The following is an 18728-nucleotide window of genomic DNA, read 5'->3' as shown; positions in this document are numbered from 1 at the left end:
AACTTGCAACAATCGCAAGTTCTTCCCCGCATTAAGCGCTCTGGTTTCCTTCCATTTGCGCTTTATACATATCATAATAACGCCCGCGCTTTTTCATTAGTTCATCATGGGAACCTTTTTCCAAAATTGTTCCTCTATCGAGTACAATAATTTGATCTGCGCTTTTAATTGTTGAAAGACGGTGCGCAATAATAAATGTCGTTCTTCCTTTTTTCACAACTTCTAGTGCTTGTTGAATCATCGCCTCTGTTTCTGTATCAATACTAGACGTTGCTTCATCTAGAATTAAGATAGCTGGATCAAAAGCGAGTGCTCTAGCAAACGAAATAAGCTGACGTTCACCAGTGGAAAGCGTACTTCCCTTTTCTGTAATTTCTTCATTTATATTGTTTGCAAATCTTTCAGCACCAACATCATGCAATGCTTTTATGATACGCTCTTTTGAAATTTTTTCGTTCTCTAAGCTTACATTGGAAGCGACCGTCCCGCTAAATAAAAACGGGTCTTGCAATACGATTCCCATATGCTCACGAGTTGCTTGTTTCGGCATTTCTCTTACATCGTGACCATCAATCGTAAGCCTTCCTTTTTCAAACTCATAAAATTGAAAGAGTACATTCATGATAGAACTTTTTCCTGATCCAGTATGACCGACAAGTGCCACTGTCTCGCCTTGTTTCGCTTCAAAAGAAATATTTTTTAACACCTCATCTTTTCCATTATAAGAAAATGATACATTATCAAATTTTACATTTCCTTTTAAACGAGGCATACGTTCTTCTTCTACCGCTTCCCCTTTTTCCTCTAACAATTCAAAGACACGTTCTGATGCAACGCGCGCTTGCTCTAAATTGGCAAGCTGGTTCACCATATTCGTAATTGGCGAGAATAATCGTGTTAAATAATCGACGAACGCATACAGTACCCCAAGTGAAATAATACCTGTAGCACTTAATGACGCACCGCCAAAATACCAAATCACTCCTGTGAAAGCGATATTTCTTAATACGGATACCAAATTGTGTGAAGTTGCTGCATTTAAATTTAAAATTTTATTTTGATACTTAAAATAATCGCTATTTAATTCTTCAAACTCTTTTTTCGTTTCACGCTCTTGACGGAACGCTTGAATAATCGGCATCCCTTGAATGGATTCATTCACCGTTCCATTAATATCAGATAAACGAGAGCGCATTTTATGATTATATACAGACGCATATTTTCTATAAAGAATCGCCCAAACAATTAAAATTGGGATAATTAATAAACATAATGAAGCGAGCTTCACATCTAGTAAAAATAGCGCAGCGAATATCCCAATAATATAGATGATACTAGAAACGAATGTTGCCAGCACCGTTACATATAAATCACGAATGGCCTCTGTATCATTCGTCACGCGCGAAACAATTTTCCCCGCCGGTAAATGATCAAAGTACCGAATCGGCAACGTTTGAATATGAGAAAAAACATCTTCCCTCATAATTTGAATAATTTTGTTCGCTGCCTTCTGCAAAAAGAACTGCTTTCCGTATGCAAATAATGATACGACTACTAATAAAGCGAAATAGCCACCACCAAGTAATAATAGACGGTTTATTTCTGGCTTATAAAATGCAAATACTTCTTCCTTTGTTAATGCTTTCGCTTTATACACTTGCACCGCCTTACCATTTTGAACGGTAATCATATCCCCTTTTACAGTACGTGATCCTTCCGCATTTACTTTATTCGGTACAAAATAATATTGAAAACCGACTTGCATCACGCGTACTTCTTTTCCTTTTTTCTCGCCTTGTTCAAAGCGATCACTTCGTTTATAAAAAGCCCCATTATACGAAACAGCATCTTCACTCTGTTCTGTTTCATACCAAGGTTTCTCTATCCCGACGATATGATCGTCAATCATCGTTTTAGCGACGAAAGGACCAGCAAGCTCTGCGATGACGAAAATAAATAACATTAACATCGCAGCAAAAATCGTCCCTTTCACTTTCATCGCATATTGAAATAATCTTTTTGAAACGCTCATATTTTCACCCCACTATCCGCACTTTCACTTTCGCCTTGTTGTCTTTCAAACTGCTCAGCATACCAGCCTCCGCTTTGGATAAGCTGAGCATGCGTACCTTCTTCCATTACTTCACCTTCGTCCATAACGAGAATCCAATCCGCATGTTGCACTGCAGATAAACGATGCGTCGTAATAATCGTCGTCTTTCCGCTTCTTTCCGTTCTAATATTTTCAATGATCGCTGCTTCCGTACGAGCATCTACAGCTGATAAAGAATCATCCAAAATTAAAATTTCTGGATTTTGAATAACAGCTCTTGCAATCGAGATCCTTTGTTTTTGCCCTCCGGATAAAGAAACACCTTTCTCTCCAACGAGCGTTTCTAATCCTTCTGGTAAAAACTCTAAATCCTTTTTAAACGCAGCAATTTCAATTGCTTTCTCTAGTTCTTCTTCCGTCGCTTCCCTATTTCCGAATAAAATATTTTCTCGCGCTGTTTTTGAGAACAAAATATGTTCCTGCGGTACATAGCCAATCCACCCGAGTACATTTTCATTCTTTATTTTATCTAATGTCACATCAGAAACTGCAATATCTCCATCTCCAAGCGGATATTGGCGAAGAAGCTGACGTACAAGCGTCGTTTTCCCGCTTCCTGTTTTTCCGACAACCCCTAGCGTTTCTCCTTGCTTTAATGTGAAAGAAACCTTCTTTAAATTTTCTCCAGTTGATGAAGGGTATGAGAAAGACACATCATCAAACTGAATATAATCCGGCTCTTGTACAAGCTTTGGATGTTCCGGATCCTTTACATCCGGTTCATACGCTAACGTTTCATTCACACGGTCAAGCGAAGCATTTCCTCTTTGCATAACATTAATTAGTTCACCAATTGCAAACATCGGCCAAATCATCATCCCTAAATACACGTTAAAGGAAACGAGTTCACCAAGCGTCACCTTTGACTGGAACACAAGGTATGCACCGTACACTAAACCGATTAAATAACTAAGACCGACAAGCATTTTCACAGTTGGTTGGAATAATGCATCAATTCTCGCTACCTTCATATTTTTTTCGTAGACGTCATCTCCTAAATGATGAAATCTTTCCTCGTCTGCATTCTCTTGTACGTATGCACGAATAACGCGCACACCAGCGATTGATTCAAGCACTTTATCATTCATATCACCGAACGCATCTTGCGCAACTGTAAATCTTTCATGCAATTTCTTTCCATATATATTCATCGCATACGCCATAATTGGAAGCGGTATAAGCGCTGCAAATGTAAGCTCCCAACTAATTGTAAAACCCATCATACAAACGATCGTAAGCATATATAAACTAGAATCCACGAGCGTTAATATACCAAAACCAGCTGTCATAGCGATTGCTTTTAAATCATTCGTTGCTCTCGCCATTAAATCGCCAGTACGATTTTTTTGATAAAAAGTCGGCGTCATCTTAAGTAAATGCCCCATAAATTTAGAGCGCATCGTTTTCTCCAGTACAAATGCACCGCCAAACAATTGATGTTGCCATACGAAAGTGAGGCCATATCCAACGATCGTAACCCCTATTAAAATGAGAATAGATTGCATAATTGCTTCGTTCGATAACGTTCCTGTTTTTATGTTATCTATCGTAACCCCTAACACTTTCGGGGGAATCACTTCAACTATATTCACAATTAAAAGAGCTCCAATGGCAATACTATATCTCTTCCAGTGCTCCCTAAAAAACCATTTTAGCTTTAGTAATACTGATAACAATGTAACCTCTCCCTTCTCGTTCTCGTTTACCTCTCATTTCTTTATCCACTATCCAGACCTATCACATTTACATTTCGTAACCCATACAATCTCATCACATTTTTCCACCTTCCAAAGTTTTTTATCGGAACTAAACAAGGGAAAATAAACAAAAAAAAGCATACCGCCGCTTGACGATATGCACAGGAATGCATAAAAGCGTACGTTACGATATACGCAACGTACGCTTTTTATAAGACAAAGATGCCCTATATATCCGTACGGGTTGCGTAATGATATGAATGTTTTCTGCCATTTAACAGAGCTAAGCCCATTACATTTACGATTACAATCATTACGCACACCCCTTTCATTTATTTTCCATTTATAATCTTACAACTTTATTGAGTATTCTGTCAATTATTTTTTCATACTTTAAATAAAAATATATGATACACCATTTTGAAATAAGGGAATGTTCTGTAAGAAAGGGCATACAAAATAAAAAAAGAATAAGAAATCGTTTTCACAAACATTTCATTTGAAAAATGTTATCAAACCCCCTACAATCACCTTATACTCACTCTTACAAGTTGCTATTTTAGGAGGACTAATCATGACAACTAGCAATACGTACAAATTTTATTTAAACGGAGAATGGAGAGAAAGCTCTTCAGGAGAAACAATCGAAATTCCATCTCCATACTTACACGAAGTAATTGGACAAGTACAAGCAATTACTCGCGGAGAAGTAGATGAAGCAATTGCATCTGCAAAAGAAGCTCAAAAATCATGGGCTGAAGCTTCTCTACAAGATCGCGCAAAATACTTATATAAATGGGCTGATGAGCTCGTAAATATGCAGGATGAAATTGCCGATATCATTATGAAAGAAGTCGGTAAAGGATATAAAGATGCGAAGAAAGAAGTTGTTCGTACAGCTGACTTCATTCGTTACACGATCGAAGAAGCTTTACATATGCACGGAGAAAGCATGATGGGCGATAGCTTCCCGGGCGGTACAAAATCTAAGCTTGCGATTATCCAACGCGCACCACTTGGTGTTGTATTAGCAATCGCACCATTTAACTACCCAGTAAACTTATCTGCTGCAAAACTTGCACCAGCATTAATTATGGGTAACGCTGTTATTTTCAAACCAGCAACTCAAGGTGCAATTAGTGGTATTAAAATGGTTGAAGCACTTCATAAAGCTGGCCTTCCAAAAGGACTTGTAAACGTAGCGACAGGACGCGGTTCTGTAATTGGTGACTACTTAGTAGAACACGAAGGCATCAATATGGTATCGTTCACAGGTGGTACAAACACAGGTAAACATTTAGCGAAAAAAGCTTCAATGATTCCACTTGTATTAGAACTTGGTGGTAAAGACCCTGGTATCGTTCGTGAAGATGCTGACTTACAAGATGCTGCAAACCATATCGTAAGCGGTGCATTCTCTTACTCTGGTCAACGTTGTACAGCTATTAAACGTGTACTTGTACACGAAAACGTAGCGGACGAGCTTGTTAGCTTATTAAAAGCACAAGTAGCTGAACTATCAGTTGGATCTCCAGAACAAGATAGCACAATCGTTCCATTAATTGACGACAAGTCTGCTGACTTCGTTCAAGGTTTAGTTGACGACGCTGTAGAAAAAGGTGCTACAATCGTTATCGGTAACAAACGTGAGCGTAACTTAATTTACCCAACAGTAATCGACCACGTAACAGAAGAAATGAAAGTTGCTTGGGAAGAGCCATTCGGCCCAATCCTTCCAATCATCCGTGTTTCTTCAGATGAACAAGCAATTGAAATTGCTAACAAATCAGAGTTCGGTCTGCAAGCAAGTGTCTTCACTAAAGACATTAACAAAGCATTTGCAATTGCTAACAAAATCGAAACTGGTTCTGTTCAAATTAACGGACGCACAGAGCGCGGCCCTGACCACTTCCCATTCATCGGTGTAAAAGGTTCAGGTATGGGCGCACAAGGTATTCGTAAGAGCCTTGAGTCTATGACACGTGAAAAAGTAACAGTATTAAACTTAGTTTAATCTTATAAAAAGAAGCTGATCTATTTTTAGATCAGCTTCTTTTCTATATAAATAATTCCAAAAAACGGAGTATTTCGTTCTACTTCCGATTTGGTTTTCCAAATCGAACTAAAACATGCCATAATAATTTTAATTCCTGAAGCACTTCTTCATAAGTTCCACGATCACTCCAAGATAATGGATTGCGCTTCAAATCCACTACAGCAGAGCCAGTTATATTTGCATCGATACAATGATTCCGTGCAATGCGTCTTGCTAAAGATGGCATTTTTGAACCTCTAAAATCCATTGGAACTTCGTCTACCGCAAGTACAAAACCGATGTGCCAATACAAATCAATCGCATACTTCAGGCAAATTTCTTCTAAAACTTTTCCTACATCCGTACCCTTAAATGAAGGATCTGCAACAAGCGCCTCCACGTCTTCTTTAAGAGAAATCTCTCCATGAATCTGCGCTTCAATATAATGATTAAGATTACGGGCTGGCTCTTTGCTTACTAAATCTATAAACGGCCTTTTCAGGTTAGCCAGTAAATGATTAATTAATATTGTTGGAGTCAAATTTCCTTCACCAATTGCAAATTCTCTTACAAATGTCTCTTCCAAAAGAGCAGCTAAAATCATATCAAACTCCTCATAAGTCCCCTTTTCTTTCGGATCTTGATGCGAATCTAAATATGTATATGTAGAGCGCGAAGAAACTTTTGGAGATAAGAGAAAATAACAGGATCCAAAACGCGGAGCCGGCCCATCTGGATGTAACATTAAATTTAGCGCTCCGTATTTTGGCCGTTGATCATTCGTTACGCCTTCTAATTGATATGCCCCTCCAAATATTCTCTTTTCCCAAAGGTCACGTTCACCACCAGGATAAGCAGATACGCTTCCATTAGATAGCAATGTTTCAAACTGACTTTTATATACTCCTTGCTCAAACAGTGCTTCAGCAACACTTTTCATATTCGAATCTAGTCTGTCTGGATGAAAATGTAAAGCAATCCTTGCATGAGATTTTAAATTAGCGACAGCTTCTTCAAATATTTCATCTGTAATATTAGACATTTTAAGTATATGATTAATCGTTGCTTTAGCCCTACGTTTTTCGTTCTCTGCATATTTTGAAATATATTCTAAAGCAAATAATTGAGATCTTGATAATTCCATAATCCAATCTCCCCTTTAATTGAAATGACCTTAATCCTTTCAATTAAAAGTGCATTTTTTCCTTCTTATGCAACTAACCTAATTTATTGAACAAAAAGTACTTTAATACAGTCTAATTACAGATACGAGCATTCTTTACGGGTAAATCCACACATTCTACAGAAATGTGATATCCTAGCCATCGCTCAGCAATATGTTCAAATGATAAAACAGATCCCGTTGTAAAAAAACGATGCTTCGGATTCAGATTGTCAGACAAAATTCCTTTGTGCTGTAAAATGGTACTTAACTCTATCGCTGTTTCTTCTGCAGAACTAATAATCGTTACATCTTCTCCTAACCCCCTTTTTAATCACAAACTCTTCTCTATAATCTGATTATTACTATATCCATTGACGTATAAAAATACATTTGTTACTCTTAAAGACGTTAATTTAATATTTAAATCCTCATTCGTATCTCGGTGAGGTAGAGGTTGCAATCATTAAGAGTATCATTTCAGGAGATGTAGTGGCATTGATGAAGGAATGAGAAAGGAATGGTTGCCGAAGTAAGTCGTGTCCACCATGCACGCTTGCTGGGTCTGCATTTAATAAGTGCAGAACTGTCACAAACGTTTCGTTTGTGGAGAGCTATCGAGAGGTATGTCGTGGGTTTCTTATAAGATAGAAAGCATGTAGCGGCAGATTACGTGCTTTTTTTGTTTTGTTTGGGACTTCTCTTCCTGACTCAGGAAGACATACATATCTCCTCGCTTGACTTGGTTATACTAACTTTGGAGGTATTTTCTATGCAACAAAAAAAATGGGGCTTTTGGGTACTAACAGCTTTCGTTGTCGGTAACATGGTTGGCGCTGGTATTTTCATGGTGCCAAGTACGTTGGCACAAACAGCAAGCCCACTCGGTGTCACTTTAGCTTGGTTAACAACAGGATTTGGTGTTTTAATGCTAGCTCTTGTTTTCGGTAATTTAGCAATTCGTCGTCCTGATTTAACGACAGGACCACAAAGTCATGCATATGCTTTATTCTCAACACCAAAAAAGAAAAAAATGGCTGGTTTCAGTATGGTATGGGGATATTGGGTTGCAAACTGGGCAAGTAACGTTGCCATCATTACATCATTTGCGGGATATTTATCACTCTTCTTCCCAATTATGAAAGATACGCGACTACTATTTTCAATCGGTTCTTTTAACATAGAAGTCGGAAAACTAATTACATTTACGATTTGTTCCATCTTACTTTGGGGAACTCATATTATATTAACAAATGGTGTAAGCGGAGCTGGAAAACTAAACTTCTTAGCAACAACAACGAAAGTAACTGGTTTCCTTTTATTCATCGTCGTTACGTTATTTGCATTCGAAGCTTCTAAATTTGGACAATGGTACACACCGATGATCGATAAATCAGGTGCATCACACGGTCTTCTTTCACAAGTAAATTTAGCGGCTCTTACAACGCTTTGGGCGTTTATCGGAATTGAATCAGCCGTTCTTTTATCAAACCGTGCTGTTTCTCCAAAAACGGTAAAACGTGCAACAGTTGCGGGATTACTTATTACAGTTGCGATTTACTTAGGAATTACAATTTTAACAATGGGTGTACTTCACGTTGATAAATTACAAGCTTCTGAACGTCCATTAGCAGATGCATTAAACGCTGCAATGGGTCATGGCGGTGGGAAACTGATGGCATTACTTGCTCTTACTTCCCTGTTCGGTTCTATCTTAGGCTGGATTTTATTAAGCTCAGAAGTACCTTATCAAGCAGCAAAAGAAGGTTTCTTCCCTTCCTTCTTCACGAAAACAAATAAAAAAGGAAGTCCAATTTACTCATTACGATTAACAAACATTATGTCGCAAGTATTCCTATTCTCAACATTATCAGGAACCATTGCGGAAGCTTATACATTCGTTATTACCGTATCGACACTGGCCTACCTCATTCCATATCTCGTTTCACCAATCTTCCAGTTAAAACTAGTCGCAACTGGTGAAACATATAAAAATGAAATGCGGGCAAGAATTACAGATGGCATAGTCGCAGTTATCGCACTTTGCTACGCACTATGGGTTATTAAAACCGGCGCATCCGATATAAAAACGTTCCTTCTCGGAATTGGTTTATTCGTAATCGGATTTGCTTTCTATCCATTAATGAATCGTGATCAGAAAAAAAATAACGAAAAGAAAAACGGGCAAGTTGCATAACGCAATTTGCTCGTTTTTTCTTTTGTAAAACATATATAATAGAACAAAGAGGTGAAAAACATGTCAATCGAATCGCTATGGAGCAGTCGCTTCCAACAACATATTCAAAATATCATTACATACTTTGCACGTATGATTAACGGTTTACTATATAGCTTTATCTTTATTTCATGCGTTGGTGCATATTATTATGCTCAGTTTCTAAAAGCATCTCCTTCTAAAGGAATATCTTTAATAATTATAACGATTGTACTTACATTCATTATAACGAGATGCCCTATCCGTACATTTATTCAAAAACCTGATGCTGTCTATTTACTAGCACTAGAAGAGAAATTAACATCTTATTTCAAAAAATCTCTTCTATACAATTACATCATTCAGCTTTTCCCATTGTTATTTACGTTCCTTATTCTCGTTCCACTTGCTATGCAATCATTGCAATTAACGGTTCCTTTTTTATGTACAATCTTTATCATGTTAATGATTACGAAAGCCTGGAACATGTACATACATTGGATGTGGCGTGATAGTCACGAAAAAAACATATGGCTAATCATTCGTATTACTTGTAACGCCCTAATCATTTTCATGCTGTTTTATTCCGCAAATGTTCTCATATTGGGCGGACTACTCTTACTACTTGCTTTCCTACTTCTATATACGAAAAAACAGCCTACAAAACGAATACCTTGGGATTACATAATCGAGCAAGAAGAAAAAATGAACGTTCGTTTTTATCAATTTGCTAGCATTTTCACAGATGTTCCGCAACTGAATAAACAAGTAAATAAAAGAAAATGGCTTACAAATTGGATTGAACCTTTATTACATAAAAAACGAGCAACTTTCTTCTACTTACATACACTAGCATTTTTACGTGGAAATGATTATTTCGGTATATATATTCGCTTAGGATTGATCGGTGCTTTCGCCTTATATTTCATACCAAACATATACGTAAAAGGCGCTAGCGCTTACATCGTTCTATATATGATTTCTATGCAGCTCCGTTCACTGTGGAAATATTTTTCGGGAAATATTATTGTAGCATTATATCCGATTGGTACTGAAGAAAGAATGAAGCAATTTCTTAGCTTAATTTTCATATTACTAAGCATTCAACTCATTGTATTTTCAATTGTTATACTCATTGCTACAGGTCAATTTTTACATAGCCTTATCATTATGATTATTGGGTTACTCTGGATCAAATTTATTATTGTACCAAAAACGAAGCAAAGAATTTCCGCATTTTAACGAAAAGAATTATCTTAAAAGCCAAGGAGAAAATAAATTTTCTCCTTGGCTTTTTATTTTTCTTCCTCAAACAAGAATCATTGAAACAACCGGTATTTTATGATTTTTACATACAAAGACGATAATACATGTTTACGACCTAATAAAAAGGGTATCTATTAATTAACAGAGTAAAGGAGGGGCCTATATTGTGAATAAAAAAACGGAACAATTGAAGCATCACGTTACTGACAATCAATGCAAACATGCTTTAACAACAAATCAAGGGGTAAAAATAGCTGAAGATGAATTTTCTTTAAAGATGGGCTTAAGAGGCCCAACCTTAATGGAGGATTTTCACTTTCGTGAGAAAATGACCCATTTTGATCACGAACGAATTCCCGAAAGGATTGTTCATGCACGCGGGGTTGGCGCTCATGGTTATTTTCAGCTTTATGAATCTTTAGAAACATATACGAAAGCAGATTTTCTTACTAATCCTTCAAAGAAAACACCTGTATTTGTACGGTTCTCAACCGTTCAAGGTTCTAAAGGATCCAACGACACAGTAAGAGATGTACGCGGATTCGCCACAAAATTTTATACAGATGAAGGAAACTATGATTTAGTGGGTAATAATATGCCAGTATTCTTTATCCAAGATGCTATTAAATTTCCTGATTTTGTCCATGCAGTTAAACCAGAACCACATAATGATATTCCTCAAGGAGCTAGCGCTCATGATACCTTTTGGGACTTTGTTGCGCATAATCCTGAGTCCACTCATATGGTCATGTGGCAAATGAGCGACCGAGCTATTCCGCGTAGTTTACGAATGATGGAAGGTTTTGGAGTTCACACATTTCGACTCATTAACGCAGAAGGAAAAGCCCATTTCGTAAAGTTTCACTGGAAACCTACCCTCGGGGTTCATTCATTAGTATGGGATGAAGCTCAAAAGATTGCTGGGAAAAATCCTGATTTTCATCGTCAAGATTTATACGAAGCAATTGAAAAAGGGCATTATCCTGAATGGGAGCTTGGATTACAGTTAATTCCAGAAGAAGATGAACATAAATTTGATTTTGATATTTTAGATCCAACGAAATTATGGCCAGAAGAAGAAGTTCCCGTAAAATTAGTTGGTAAAATGACACTGAACAAAAATGTTGATAACTTCTTTGCTGAAACAGAGCAGGTAGCTTTTCACCCTGGTCATGTCGTACCAGGTATTGATTTTTCAAATGACCCTCTTCTGCAAGGAAGATTATTCTCCTATACAGATACACAATTATCTCGTTTAGGGGGCCCTAATTTCCATCAAATTCCTATTAATCAGCCTGTATGTCCTTTTCATAATAATCAACGTGATGGTATGCATCAAATGCAGATTCATCGCGGTCAAACAAGCTATCATCCTAATGGATTAAATAACAATCAACCTGCAACCGTCCAAGCCGAACAAGGAGGATATGAACATTATCAAGAAAAGATTGATGGGCATAAAATTAGAGGTCGCAGTAAAAGCTTTCTTAACTTCTATTCTCAGGCTAAACTTTTCTACAATAGTATGAGCCCTATTGAAAAGCAGCACATAAAAGAAGCTTTTTGCTTTGAAGTTGGGAAGTGTAAATCAGACATGGTGAAGGCAAATGTAATTGCTCTTCTAAACCACGTCGATCGTCAATTAGCACAAGAAGTCGCTAACATTATTGGAGCTCCTTTACCTAAGGTAAATCACGAAGTAAATTCAGATGCAAAATCACCTGCACTAAGTATGTCCAATACTATTTTTAAATCTGATTCCAAAAATGTTGCAATTCTATTAAATGGTGACCCAAGCGTCTCACTTCTGTCCGAATGGATTCAAGCTTTTGTACAACACCGAATTAACTATAGCATCATAGATAATAAAATTTATCAGTTCAATGATTCCATTAAAGTAACTGATACTTATACAACAACAGACTCCTCCCTTTTTGATGCAGTATTAGTGTTTAGTAGTGAGTCTGTCATTCAACCCCCTGTTTTAGAATTTGCAGAAACTACTTTTAAACATTTTAAACCGATAGCTCATGTCCTTAGTAATCCTCATGCTTTGGACCATAGTAAGATTAAACTGGATGGAGCAGGAGTTTACAACTTAACAAATACTTCAATTGAATCATTTATAGAAGGCATTGCCCAAGGAAGATTCTGGAGCCGATAATATAATATAAGGAGCGGATTAGAATGAGTAAAAAAATTGCTATTTTAATAACGGATTATTTCGAGGACACAGAATACACAGAGCCAGCAGAAGCTTTTAAACAAAAGGGATATGAATTAACAACTATTGAAGCAGAAAAAGGTAAAACGGTACACGGTAAGCAAGGAAAAAGTGAAGTCGTGATTGATAAAAGTATTGATGATGTTTCTCCAGAGAACTTTGATGCCCTCTTCATACCGGGTGGATTTTCTCCAGATATACTTCGTGCCGATGAACGTTTTGTTCGCTTTAGTAAAGCATTTATGGATGCGGAAAAACCTGTTTTCGCTATTTGTCACGGACCTCAGCTACTCATCACTGCACAAACACTTGAAGGACGCGATGTAACTGGATATAAATCTATTGAAGTCGATTTGAAAAATGCCGGCGGGAACTTTCATGACAAAGAGGTTGTCGTATGTCAAAATCAGCTAGTAACAAGTAGACAGCCAGAGGACATCCCAGCGTTTATTGAAGAATCGTTGCGTATATTAGGATAACTACTTCGGTTAACTAACCTCCTTTTATTTACATGAAAATAATGAATCAGTGGGGTTTTATTCATCCCCCACTGATTCATTAGCCCTCATCAACTGGTCGTTTACAGGAAATCCGACCACCACAAATAGCAAGATAAATAAAAAGGGGGGAATCCAAAAGTTCAGTTTTAATAATCTTTTGGATTCCCCCCTTTTCTCGCCCCAAAATTCCTTATCACTTTTCATAGGCAGTTCTCATATAGTGAAAATGACTATATAATTCCTATCCATAAGTTAAATAATGATTTCGCACATATATAAATACAAAAGATGGGAGCCTTATTTATGAATAACAATCCACCTTCAACGCCCCAAGACAACTCCGAAAACAATAGCCGTGATATTACACTGCAAACATTAAGGGTCATCGGACTCGTCGTCCTTATTAGTGGTTATATCCTCGTTGCGCTCTCTGAAGTAGGTGAGCTGAAAACCTTATTAACAAATCCGAATGCTAACCCTGATTTGGCTGAAGTTGATCCGTTTTAAAAAGAATAACATATCACCCTTCCTAAAAAAACGTAACAACTGATTCATTCAGCTGGGCAAATTTTGCGAAGTTATGGATAGAGTCATCCCCGCATTAAATACGGGGATGACTCTAATTATTGAATAACTTCTTCTAAATGATTCTTCAAGTTCCCTAAATACTTCTCTATATCCGGATTCTTCACCACATCATAACAAGCAAAACTCTTTAACGGACTCATACCGAGAAACTTTTGCACTCGGTGTAAATGACTAAGCGCTGATTCTAAACTTTCTCCTTCAAAGAACTTCGTCTTATCTCCAAATGCTTTTTCAGGTGCATTCCAAGTTGTAGAGAACATATACTCTTTCTCTTTTAATAAACCACCTGTTCCATATTCATCTGCACCTTTAAAGAACAAACCGTATTCATATACTTCATCCATATACGTTTTAAATAAGCCTGGAACACTAAACCAGTAAATTGGTGTTTGATAAATCACAACATCAGACCATAAAAACTTCTCTTGTTCTTCTTTAATATTGTAACCATCTTGAATCGTTGTTGTTTTCACATGATGATTCTCGCCTAATACAGTAACCATATAATCTACTAACGTTTTATTTAATCGTCCTTCCTTTGTACCGTATTTTTCATGTCCATTTATAATAAATATATTTTTCATCGTTTTTCTCTCCCCTATATGATCTACTCTTCAGCTATTAAGCCGAGTTGCTGCTGTAGTGTAAGATTATCTTCTAAATGCCAATCTTCTGTTATCTTTCCGTCTTTCACATGTAAAATATCAATTGCAAAAAAATTAATTTTCTTACCATTATGCGTTCCTGTAAAAGAAAGACGGGCCGTTACTTTATCACCAACAACTAATAAGTCTTCAATCTCGCAATGTATATCAGGCACAACTTTACGAAAATTTTGCGCTGCAAACTTTAATCCTTCAATGCCTTGTGGTCGCCCTTTCGGCAATGTATTATCGAAGAAATCTTTAGTAACAGTCTGCGGAATAAGTTCCTCCTTACCTGTATCCCAAAATGCATAAAAACGCTGCGCCGCATGAACCATTTCTGTCGCTTCTTTTTTACTTAGTGAGGGATCAATTGTCATTGCTTTTGGCTTTGGCATTTCTTTTAATAACTGAACTTCAGTTTTTTGTTCCACACCACATGCTACAAGCACAATACAAATAACAAATAAACTAAGAAATCTAAATAACTTTTTTATCCCCATGGAAATCACCACCTCCTTATATAAATCCTTTTTGTTTCGTATTGCTATTGTATATGCACTAACTTCCTTTATGGAAGTAGTGATATTTTTTTCATATAGTTACCAAAAGTATAGTTTTGTGATACTATAAAGCAAATTCATCCAAAAAAATTTTATGGAGGCTAGTTCCATGAACGATATAAATCCAGTTGAATTAACGAAAGGTTTACCTGGCATACCTTGTCCCATCGCTAAAACGCTTGATGTAATTAGTACAAAATGGACGTTTTTAATCATTCGTGATCTTCTTATCGAAGGAACATTACGCTTTAGTGATTTACAAAAATCAATGGATGGTATTAGTCCAAAAACATTATCGCTTCGACTAAAAGAATTAGAGTCTCAAGGCATTATAACGAGAAAAGTATATCCAGAAGTTCCGCCTCGTGTAGAGTACACATTAACGGATAAAGGAAAGCAATTAGAGGGGATTTTTATTGAATTAAAACGGTTTGGGTTAAGCTTATAAAATGAAACTTTAATCAGGATAAAACAAAAACCCCTTACCGTCGTAAGGGGTTTTATTACTTCGCAAAACTTTCAGCCAACTGTTTCTCTCTCCACATAAATGTAATGCCGAGACCAACTATTAAAACAACGCCTGAAAATGCATATGGATAATGAATATTCATATCAAATAATATTCCGCCCATCGCTGGTCCTGCGATATTTCCTAAACTCGTATAAGTCGAGTTCATACCAGCGACGAATCCTTGCTCTTTTCCGGCTGCTTTTGATAAAAATGTCGTTAAAGCTGGACGAAGTAAATCAAATGCTAAGAAAATGAAGCAAGTAACGAGAAGTACAATCCAATAATTAAAGACTACAGTTGAGACGAATGCTAATACTGCACCTACAATTAAACATATTTGAATTAACACTTTCTCACCGAACATGTCTACCAATTTGCCAAACATAAATACTTGCACAACTACCCCAAAGATTGAACTAATTGTAATAATTGCCGCAATATCTTTCGGCGAGAAACCAAATTTATGATCAGAGAATAAGCTAAACACTGTTTCATACGCTGATAATCCGAATGCGAGTACAAATACGATAATAAATGCAATTGCATACATTGGATGTAATGATTTCTTTAAATCCCCAATAAAACTTGATTCTTTCGTATTAGAAGAAATCTCTGCAAGTTCTTCTTTCGTTAACGGTTCTTTTAAAATAAAGATCGAAATCACACATGCTATAAAAGCAATTACTGCTGCAACGAAAAACGGCACACGTATACCGTATTCTGCAATAAATCCGCCGATTCCAGGCCCTATAATGAATCCAGTACTAATAGCCGCAGATAAGTATCCCATCGCCTTTGGACGTTCCTGAATAGATGTAATATCCGCAACATATGCCGTAACACCAGGCATAATAAAAGCAGCACTAATTCCGCCTAATACCCTTGCTACATAAAGCATCCATACATCTTTTCCTAATCCAAAAAGAAGCTCTGAAACACCAAAAATAAATAATCCAATGATTATCATTTTCTTTCTACCGTAAAGATCAACCCACCGGCCTGTAATAGGTGAAGTAATGAGCTGTGCCATTGCAAACACTGCAACGAGATATCCCATCGTCTTCCCTGTTAAACCCATATCATTCATAAAGGACGGCATAACCGGAATGATTAATCCAATCCCTAAAAAAGCGATAAATATATTACTCAAAAGAATGACCAATACCATCTTTTGTTCTTTTATCGGTTTCTTCACTTTTTAACACCTCTTCCCGTAAGTTCCTCTCAAAAAATAATGCCCAAGAAGCTTTTTCTCTATCCTTCTATTTGTGGGCTAGTCATGAGTAGAGATGCCCCCTACTCGTTAGAATTTCACACTATCCTTCCACACATACATACGCATTAGGTGAATGACTATCATTCAGTTTTCCTCAAAAATGAACCTACCTTTTCAGACAGGTTCATCTCACTATTTCTTTATATGTAGTGCATGTGTTAAAAAATCTAGTACTTCTGCCTTTTGTAGCTCGACTTGCTCATCATCTTTATGATCATATAGATACACTTGTTCCGCTGCTGATTCAACTAGAGCGATAAATAACTTCGCTGTTCGCTCTGCGTGAACCGAATCACGAATTTCACCAGCTTCTTTTGCCTCATTTAAAAATTCACTTAGCCACATATAAAGGGGCTCATACACAGCTTCCCATTCTTTTATATGTTCTGTAGATGCAAGACCAGCATACATTAAAGCTTGTATTTCACGATATTCAGCTATAAAGTGAAACACCGCATCTATTACTTGCGTCACTTTACTTGAGAAAGGCGCATCGTTTTGCACTTTTTCTTTCACTGCAAGTATCATCTTTTCAACCATCACTTCTGCTATTGCAGGCATAACAGATAACTTAGAAGGAAAATATAAATAGAAAGTTCCTTGCGCAATGCCAGCTAATTTCACGATATCAGAAATCTTCGTTTTTTCGACGCCCTTTTCCTGAAACACTTCAATAGCTGCATAGACAATTTTCTCTTTTTTATTCATCATCTAAACCCTTTCACACTCATATTGAATGACTGTCACTCATTTTATAAGATAATCGATTGTACTGTCAATGATAGTGAACTCTAAGAGGAAATCATTTTTTTATAATAAAATCTCCTAATAAACAATTAGGAGATAAAAATACAATATACCTTTAAGAAAGTGCCTTTAATCCTGTCACTCCACATACAATAAGAAACACACTAATAATACGCGCTTTACTTTTCGACTCACCAAACAAGAACATGTTTAACAAAACTGCACCTGCTGTTCCGATACCAATCCAAACCGCATACGCGACACTTACTTGTAAAAATAAGAAGGAAGTATACAAAAATGCGAAGGATGTAGCAAACCCACCTATATAAATCGCACCATTGGCTAATGTCTTATCTTTACTATACATTTTAAGTCCTATCACACCGACTATTTCACTAATTGCAGCACAAAATACGAAAAACCAACCCATTTTTAAGCAGCTCCTTCCACAGTTTCTTCTTTATTGTCAGCTAACTTTAAACCGATAACGCCGGCTACTACCATAAGAATGAAGAATAGTTTGCCTGCGCTGAAACTTCCACCGAAAAGAAATACATCCATTAAGAAAGTACCTACCGTACCAGCTCCAGCGAAAACAGCATATACAGTTCCTGTTGCAAGATGTTCACACGCTTTAGAAAGGAAGTGAAAATCAACAGCGATAACTCCTAAAATAATAATCCAATGCCACCAAGTATTAGCCGTATTAAAACCAAACACCCAAAAAATTTCAAAGATACATGTTAATATGACATATAACCAAGCTCTATTTTTCATACCTCTCACCTCTTATGACTGACTATCAGTCATTTTTATTTTAAAAAAATATACTCTTTCATCAATACTATATAAAAACAAATATCATCCTCATTTACCATTTATATTTGTTCCGTTTCCAAGTAAACTGCATCCTGTCATACAAAATGACTGAATGTCATTCATATATATTGTACATGAACATTTTAAAAACTGTCAATGCCGAAAGTTTATTTAAAATTTCTTTCATCTGATTTGTATATTTCCTAATAATCTGTCAATAATGCTAGTAACATAATATTTTCTCCACTCCCCCTTGGAGAGATCCCTTGAATGGAGCAGTTAGCTTTTGCTAGCTGCTCTTTTTTATTTATCCGCACACTATGATGAAATACTCATAGATCAAATCCATTTTTCATCACATAACAACA

17 protein-coding genes, 1 pseudogene and 1 riboswitch are annotated in these 18728 nt (G+C 36.7%); of the genes and pseudogenes, 7 read left to right on the top strand and 11 right to left on the bottom strand.

Features of this window, described 5'->3' with window-relative positions; genetic code table 11:
• Nucleotides 1-31 precede the first annotated feature (31 nt).
• Both ATL10_RS21715 and ATL10_RS21710 read right to left on the bottom strand, forming a co-directional pair.
• Nucleotides 32-2032: an ABC transporter ATP-binding protein gene (locus tag ATL10_RS21715; RefSeq protein WP_110497519.1), complete on the bottom strand. Its 2001-nt coding sequence runs from the start codon at nt 2030-2032 to the stop codon at nt 32-34.
• Nucleotides 2029-3789, bottom strand: coding sequence for an ABC transporter ATP-binding protein (locus tag ATL10_RS21710; RefSeq protein ID WP_110497517.1), 1761 nt, complete (start codon nt 3787-3789; stop codon nt 2029-2031). Before ATL10_RS21710 ends, ATL10_RS21715 begins: the two co-directional genes overlap by 4 nt.
• Before the next feature lie 595 nt (nt 3790-4384).
• On the opposite strand from ATL10_RS21710, the gene gapN reads away from it, so the two are divergent.
• Nucleotides 4385-5824 (top strand): NADP-dependent glyceraldehyde-3-phosphate dehydrogenase, encoded by a 1440-nt coding sequence (gene gapN, locus ATL10_RS21690; protein WP_084065423.1) that lies wholly within the window; start codon nt 4385-4387, stop codon nt 5822-5824.
• Nucleotides 5825-5903: 79 nt separating this feature from the next.
• Here the strand turns inward: gapN and ATL10_RS21685 are convergent, their stop codons facing one another.
• Nucleotides 5904-6989 carry a DUF3626 domain-containing protein gene (locus tag ATL10_RS21685; protein ID WP_110497515.1) on the bottom strand — a complete coding sequence of 362 codons (1086 nt, stop codon included), beginning with the start codon at nt 6987-6989 and terminating at the stop codon, nt 5904-5906.
• 112 nt (nt 6990-7101) lie between these two features.
• Nucleotides 7102-7341 (bottom strand): annotated as a pseudogene (locus ATL10_RS21680) (glutamate racemase); the annotation flags it as partial.
• Between the two features lie 109 nt (nt 7342-7450).
• Nucleotides 7451-7632: riboswitch (Lysine riboswitch) on the top strand.
• A gap of 147 nt (nt 7633-7779) precedes the next feature.
• Between ATL10_RS21680 and ATL10_RS21675 the strand changes: the two are divergent.
• From ATL10_RS21675 to ATL10_RS21660, 4 genes are all read left to right on the top strand, one after another.
• A complete protein-coding gene (locus ATL10_RS21675; protein ID WP_023521252.1) occupies nt 7780-9204 on the top strand; it encodes an amino acid permease in 1425 nt (474 codons plus the stop codon).
• Between the two features lie 60 nt (nt 9205-9264).
• Nucleotides 9265-10464 carry an ABC transporter permease gene (locus ATL10_RS21670; protein WP_097925134.1) on the top strand — a complete coding sequence of 400 codons (1200 nt, stop codon included), beginning with the start codon at nt 9265-9267 and terminating at the stop codon, nt 10462-10464.
• 190 nt (nt 10465-10654) lie between these two features.
• A complete protein-coding gene (locus tag ATL10_RS21665) occupies nt 10655-12652 on the top strand; it encodes a catalase (protein ID WP_098236162.1) in 1998 nt (665 codons plus the stop codon).
• A gap of 23 nt (nt 12653-12675) precedes the next feature.
• Complete coding sequence (locus ATL10_RS21660) at nt 12676-13191, top strand: type 1 glutamine amidotransferase domain-containing protein (RefSeq protein ID WP_000037522.1); 516 nt, start codon at nt 12676-12678, stop codon at nt 13189-13191.
• A 57-nt stretch (nt 13192-13248) separates the two neighbouring features.
• Here ATL10_RS21660 and ATL10_RS31370 read toward each other — a convergent pair whose 3' ends face one another.
• The gene (locus ATL10_RS31370; protein WP_179879279.1) at nt 13249-13416 is read right to left on the bottom strand and encodes a hypothetical protein; all 168 of its coding nucleotides are present in this window, start codon (nt 13414-13416) and stop codon (nt 13249-13251) included.
• Between the two features lie 99 nt (nt 13417-13515).
• Here ATL10_RS31370 and ATL10_RS21655 point away from each other — a divergent pair, with 99 nt between their 5' ends.
• Nucleotides 13516-13719, top strand: coding sequence for a hypothetical protein (locus ATL10_RS21655; RefSeq protein ID WP_016078064.1), 204 nt, complete (start codon nt 13516-13518; stop codon nt 13717-13719).
• Nucleotides 13720-13835: 116 nt separating this feature from the next.
• On the opposite strand, the gene ATL10_RS21650 is transcribed toward ATL10_RS21655, so the two are convergent.
• Nucleotides 13836-14384, bottom strand: coding sequence for an NAD(P)H-dependent oxidoreductase (locus ATL10_RS21650; protein WP_090978495.1), 549 nt, complete (start codon nt 14382-14384; stop codon nt 13836-13838).
• 23 nt (nt 14385-14407) lie between these two features.
• Nucleotides 14408-14947, bottom strand: coding sequence for an ester cyclase (locus tag ATL10_RS21645; protein WP_086387960.1), 540 nt, complete (start codon nt 14945-14947; stop codon nt 14408-14410).
• Between the two features lie 169 nt (nt 14948-15116).
• Here ATL10_RS21645 and ATL10_RS21640 point away from each other — a divergent pair, with 169 nt between their 5' ends.
• The gene (locus ATL10_RS21640) at nt 15117-15455 is read left to right on the top strand and encodes a winged helix-turn-helix transcriptional regulator (RefSeq protein ID WP_000997917.1); all 339 of its coding nucleotides are present in this window, start codon (nt 15117-15119) and stop codon (nt 15453-15455) included.
• A 55-nt stretch (nt 15456-15510) separates the two neighbouring features.
• Here the strand turns inward: ATL10_RS21640 and ATL10_RS21635 are convergent, their stop codons facing one another.
• The 4 genes from ATL10_RS21635 to ATL10_RS21620 form a co-directional block, all read right to left on the bottom strand.
• Nucleotides 15511-16713, bottom strand: coding sequence for an MFS transporter (locus ATL10_RS21635; RefSeq protein WP_000742945.1), 1203 nt, complete (start codon nt 16711-16713; stop codon nt 15511-15513).
• Nucleotides 16714-16926: 213 nt separating this feature from the next.
• The gene (locus ATL10_RS21630) at nt 16927-17505 is read right to left on the bottom strand and encodes a TetR/AcrR family transcriptional regulator (RefSeq protein ID WP_001996782.1); all 579 of its coding nucleotides are present in this window, start codon (nt 17503-17505) and stop codon (nt 16927-16929) included.
• A 151-nt stretch (nt 17506-17656) separates the two neighbouring features.
• Entirely contained in the window at nt 17657-17971 is a 315-nt protein-coding gene (locus ATL10_RS21625) for a DMT family transporter (protein WP_000539671.1), read from the bottom strand.
• A gap of 2 nt (nt 17972-17973) precedes the next feature.
• Nucleotides 17974-18318 carry a DMT family transporter gene (locus ATL10_RS21620; protein WP_000796020.1) on the bottom strand — a complete coding sequence of 115 codons (345 nt, stop codon included), beginning with the start codon at nt 18316-18318 and terminating at the stop codon, nt 17974-17976.
• Nucleotides 18319-18728 lie beyond the last annotated feature (410 nt).

This window comes from Bacillus sp. 196mf (genome assembly GCF_003217275.1).
Classification (GTDB): Bacteria; Bacillota; Bacilli; order Bacillales; family Bacillaceae_G; genus Bacillus_A; species Bacillus_A thuringiensis_S.
Note: the sequence above shows the minus strand (reverse complement) of the source record. Positions and strands in the feature narration are given on the sequence as shown.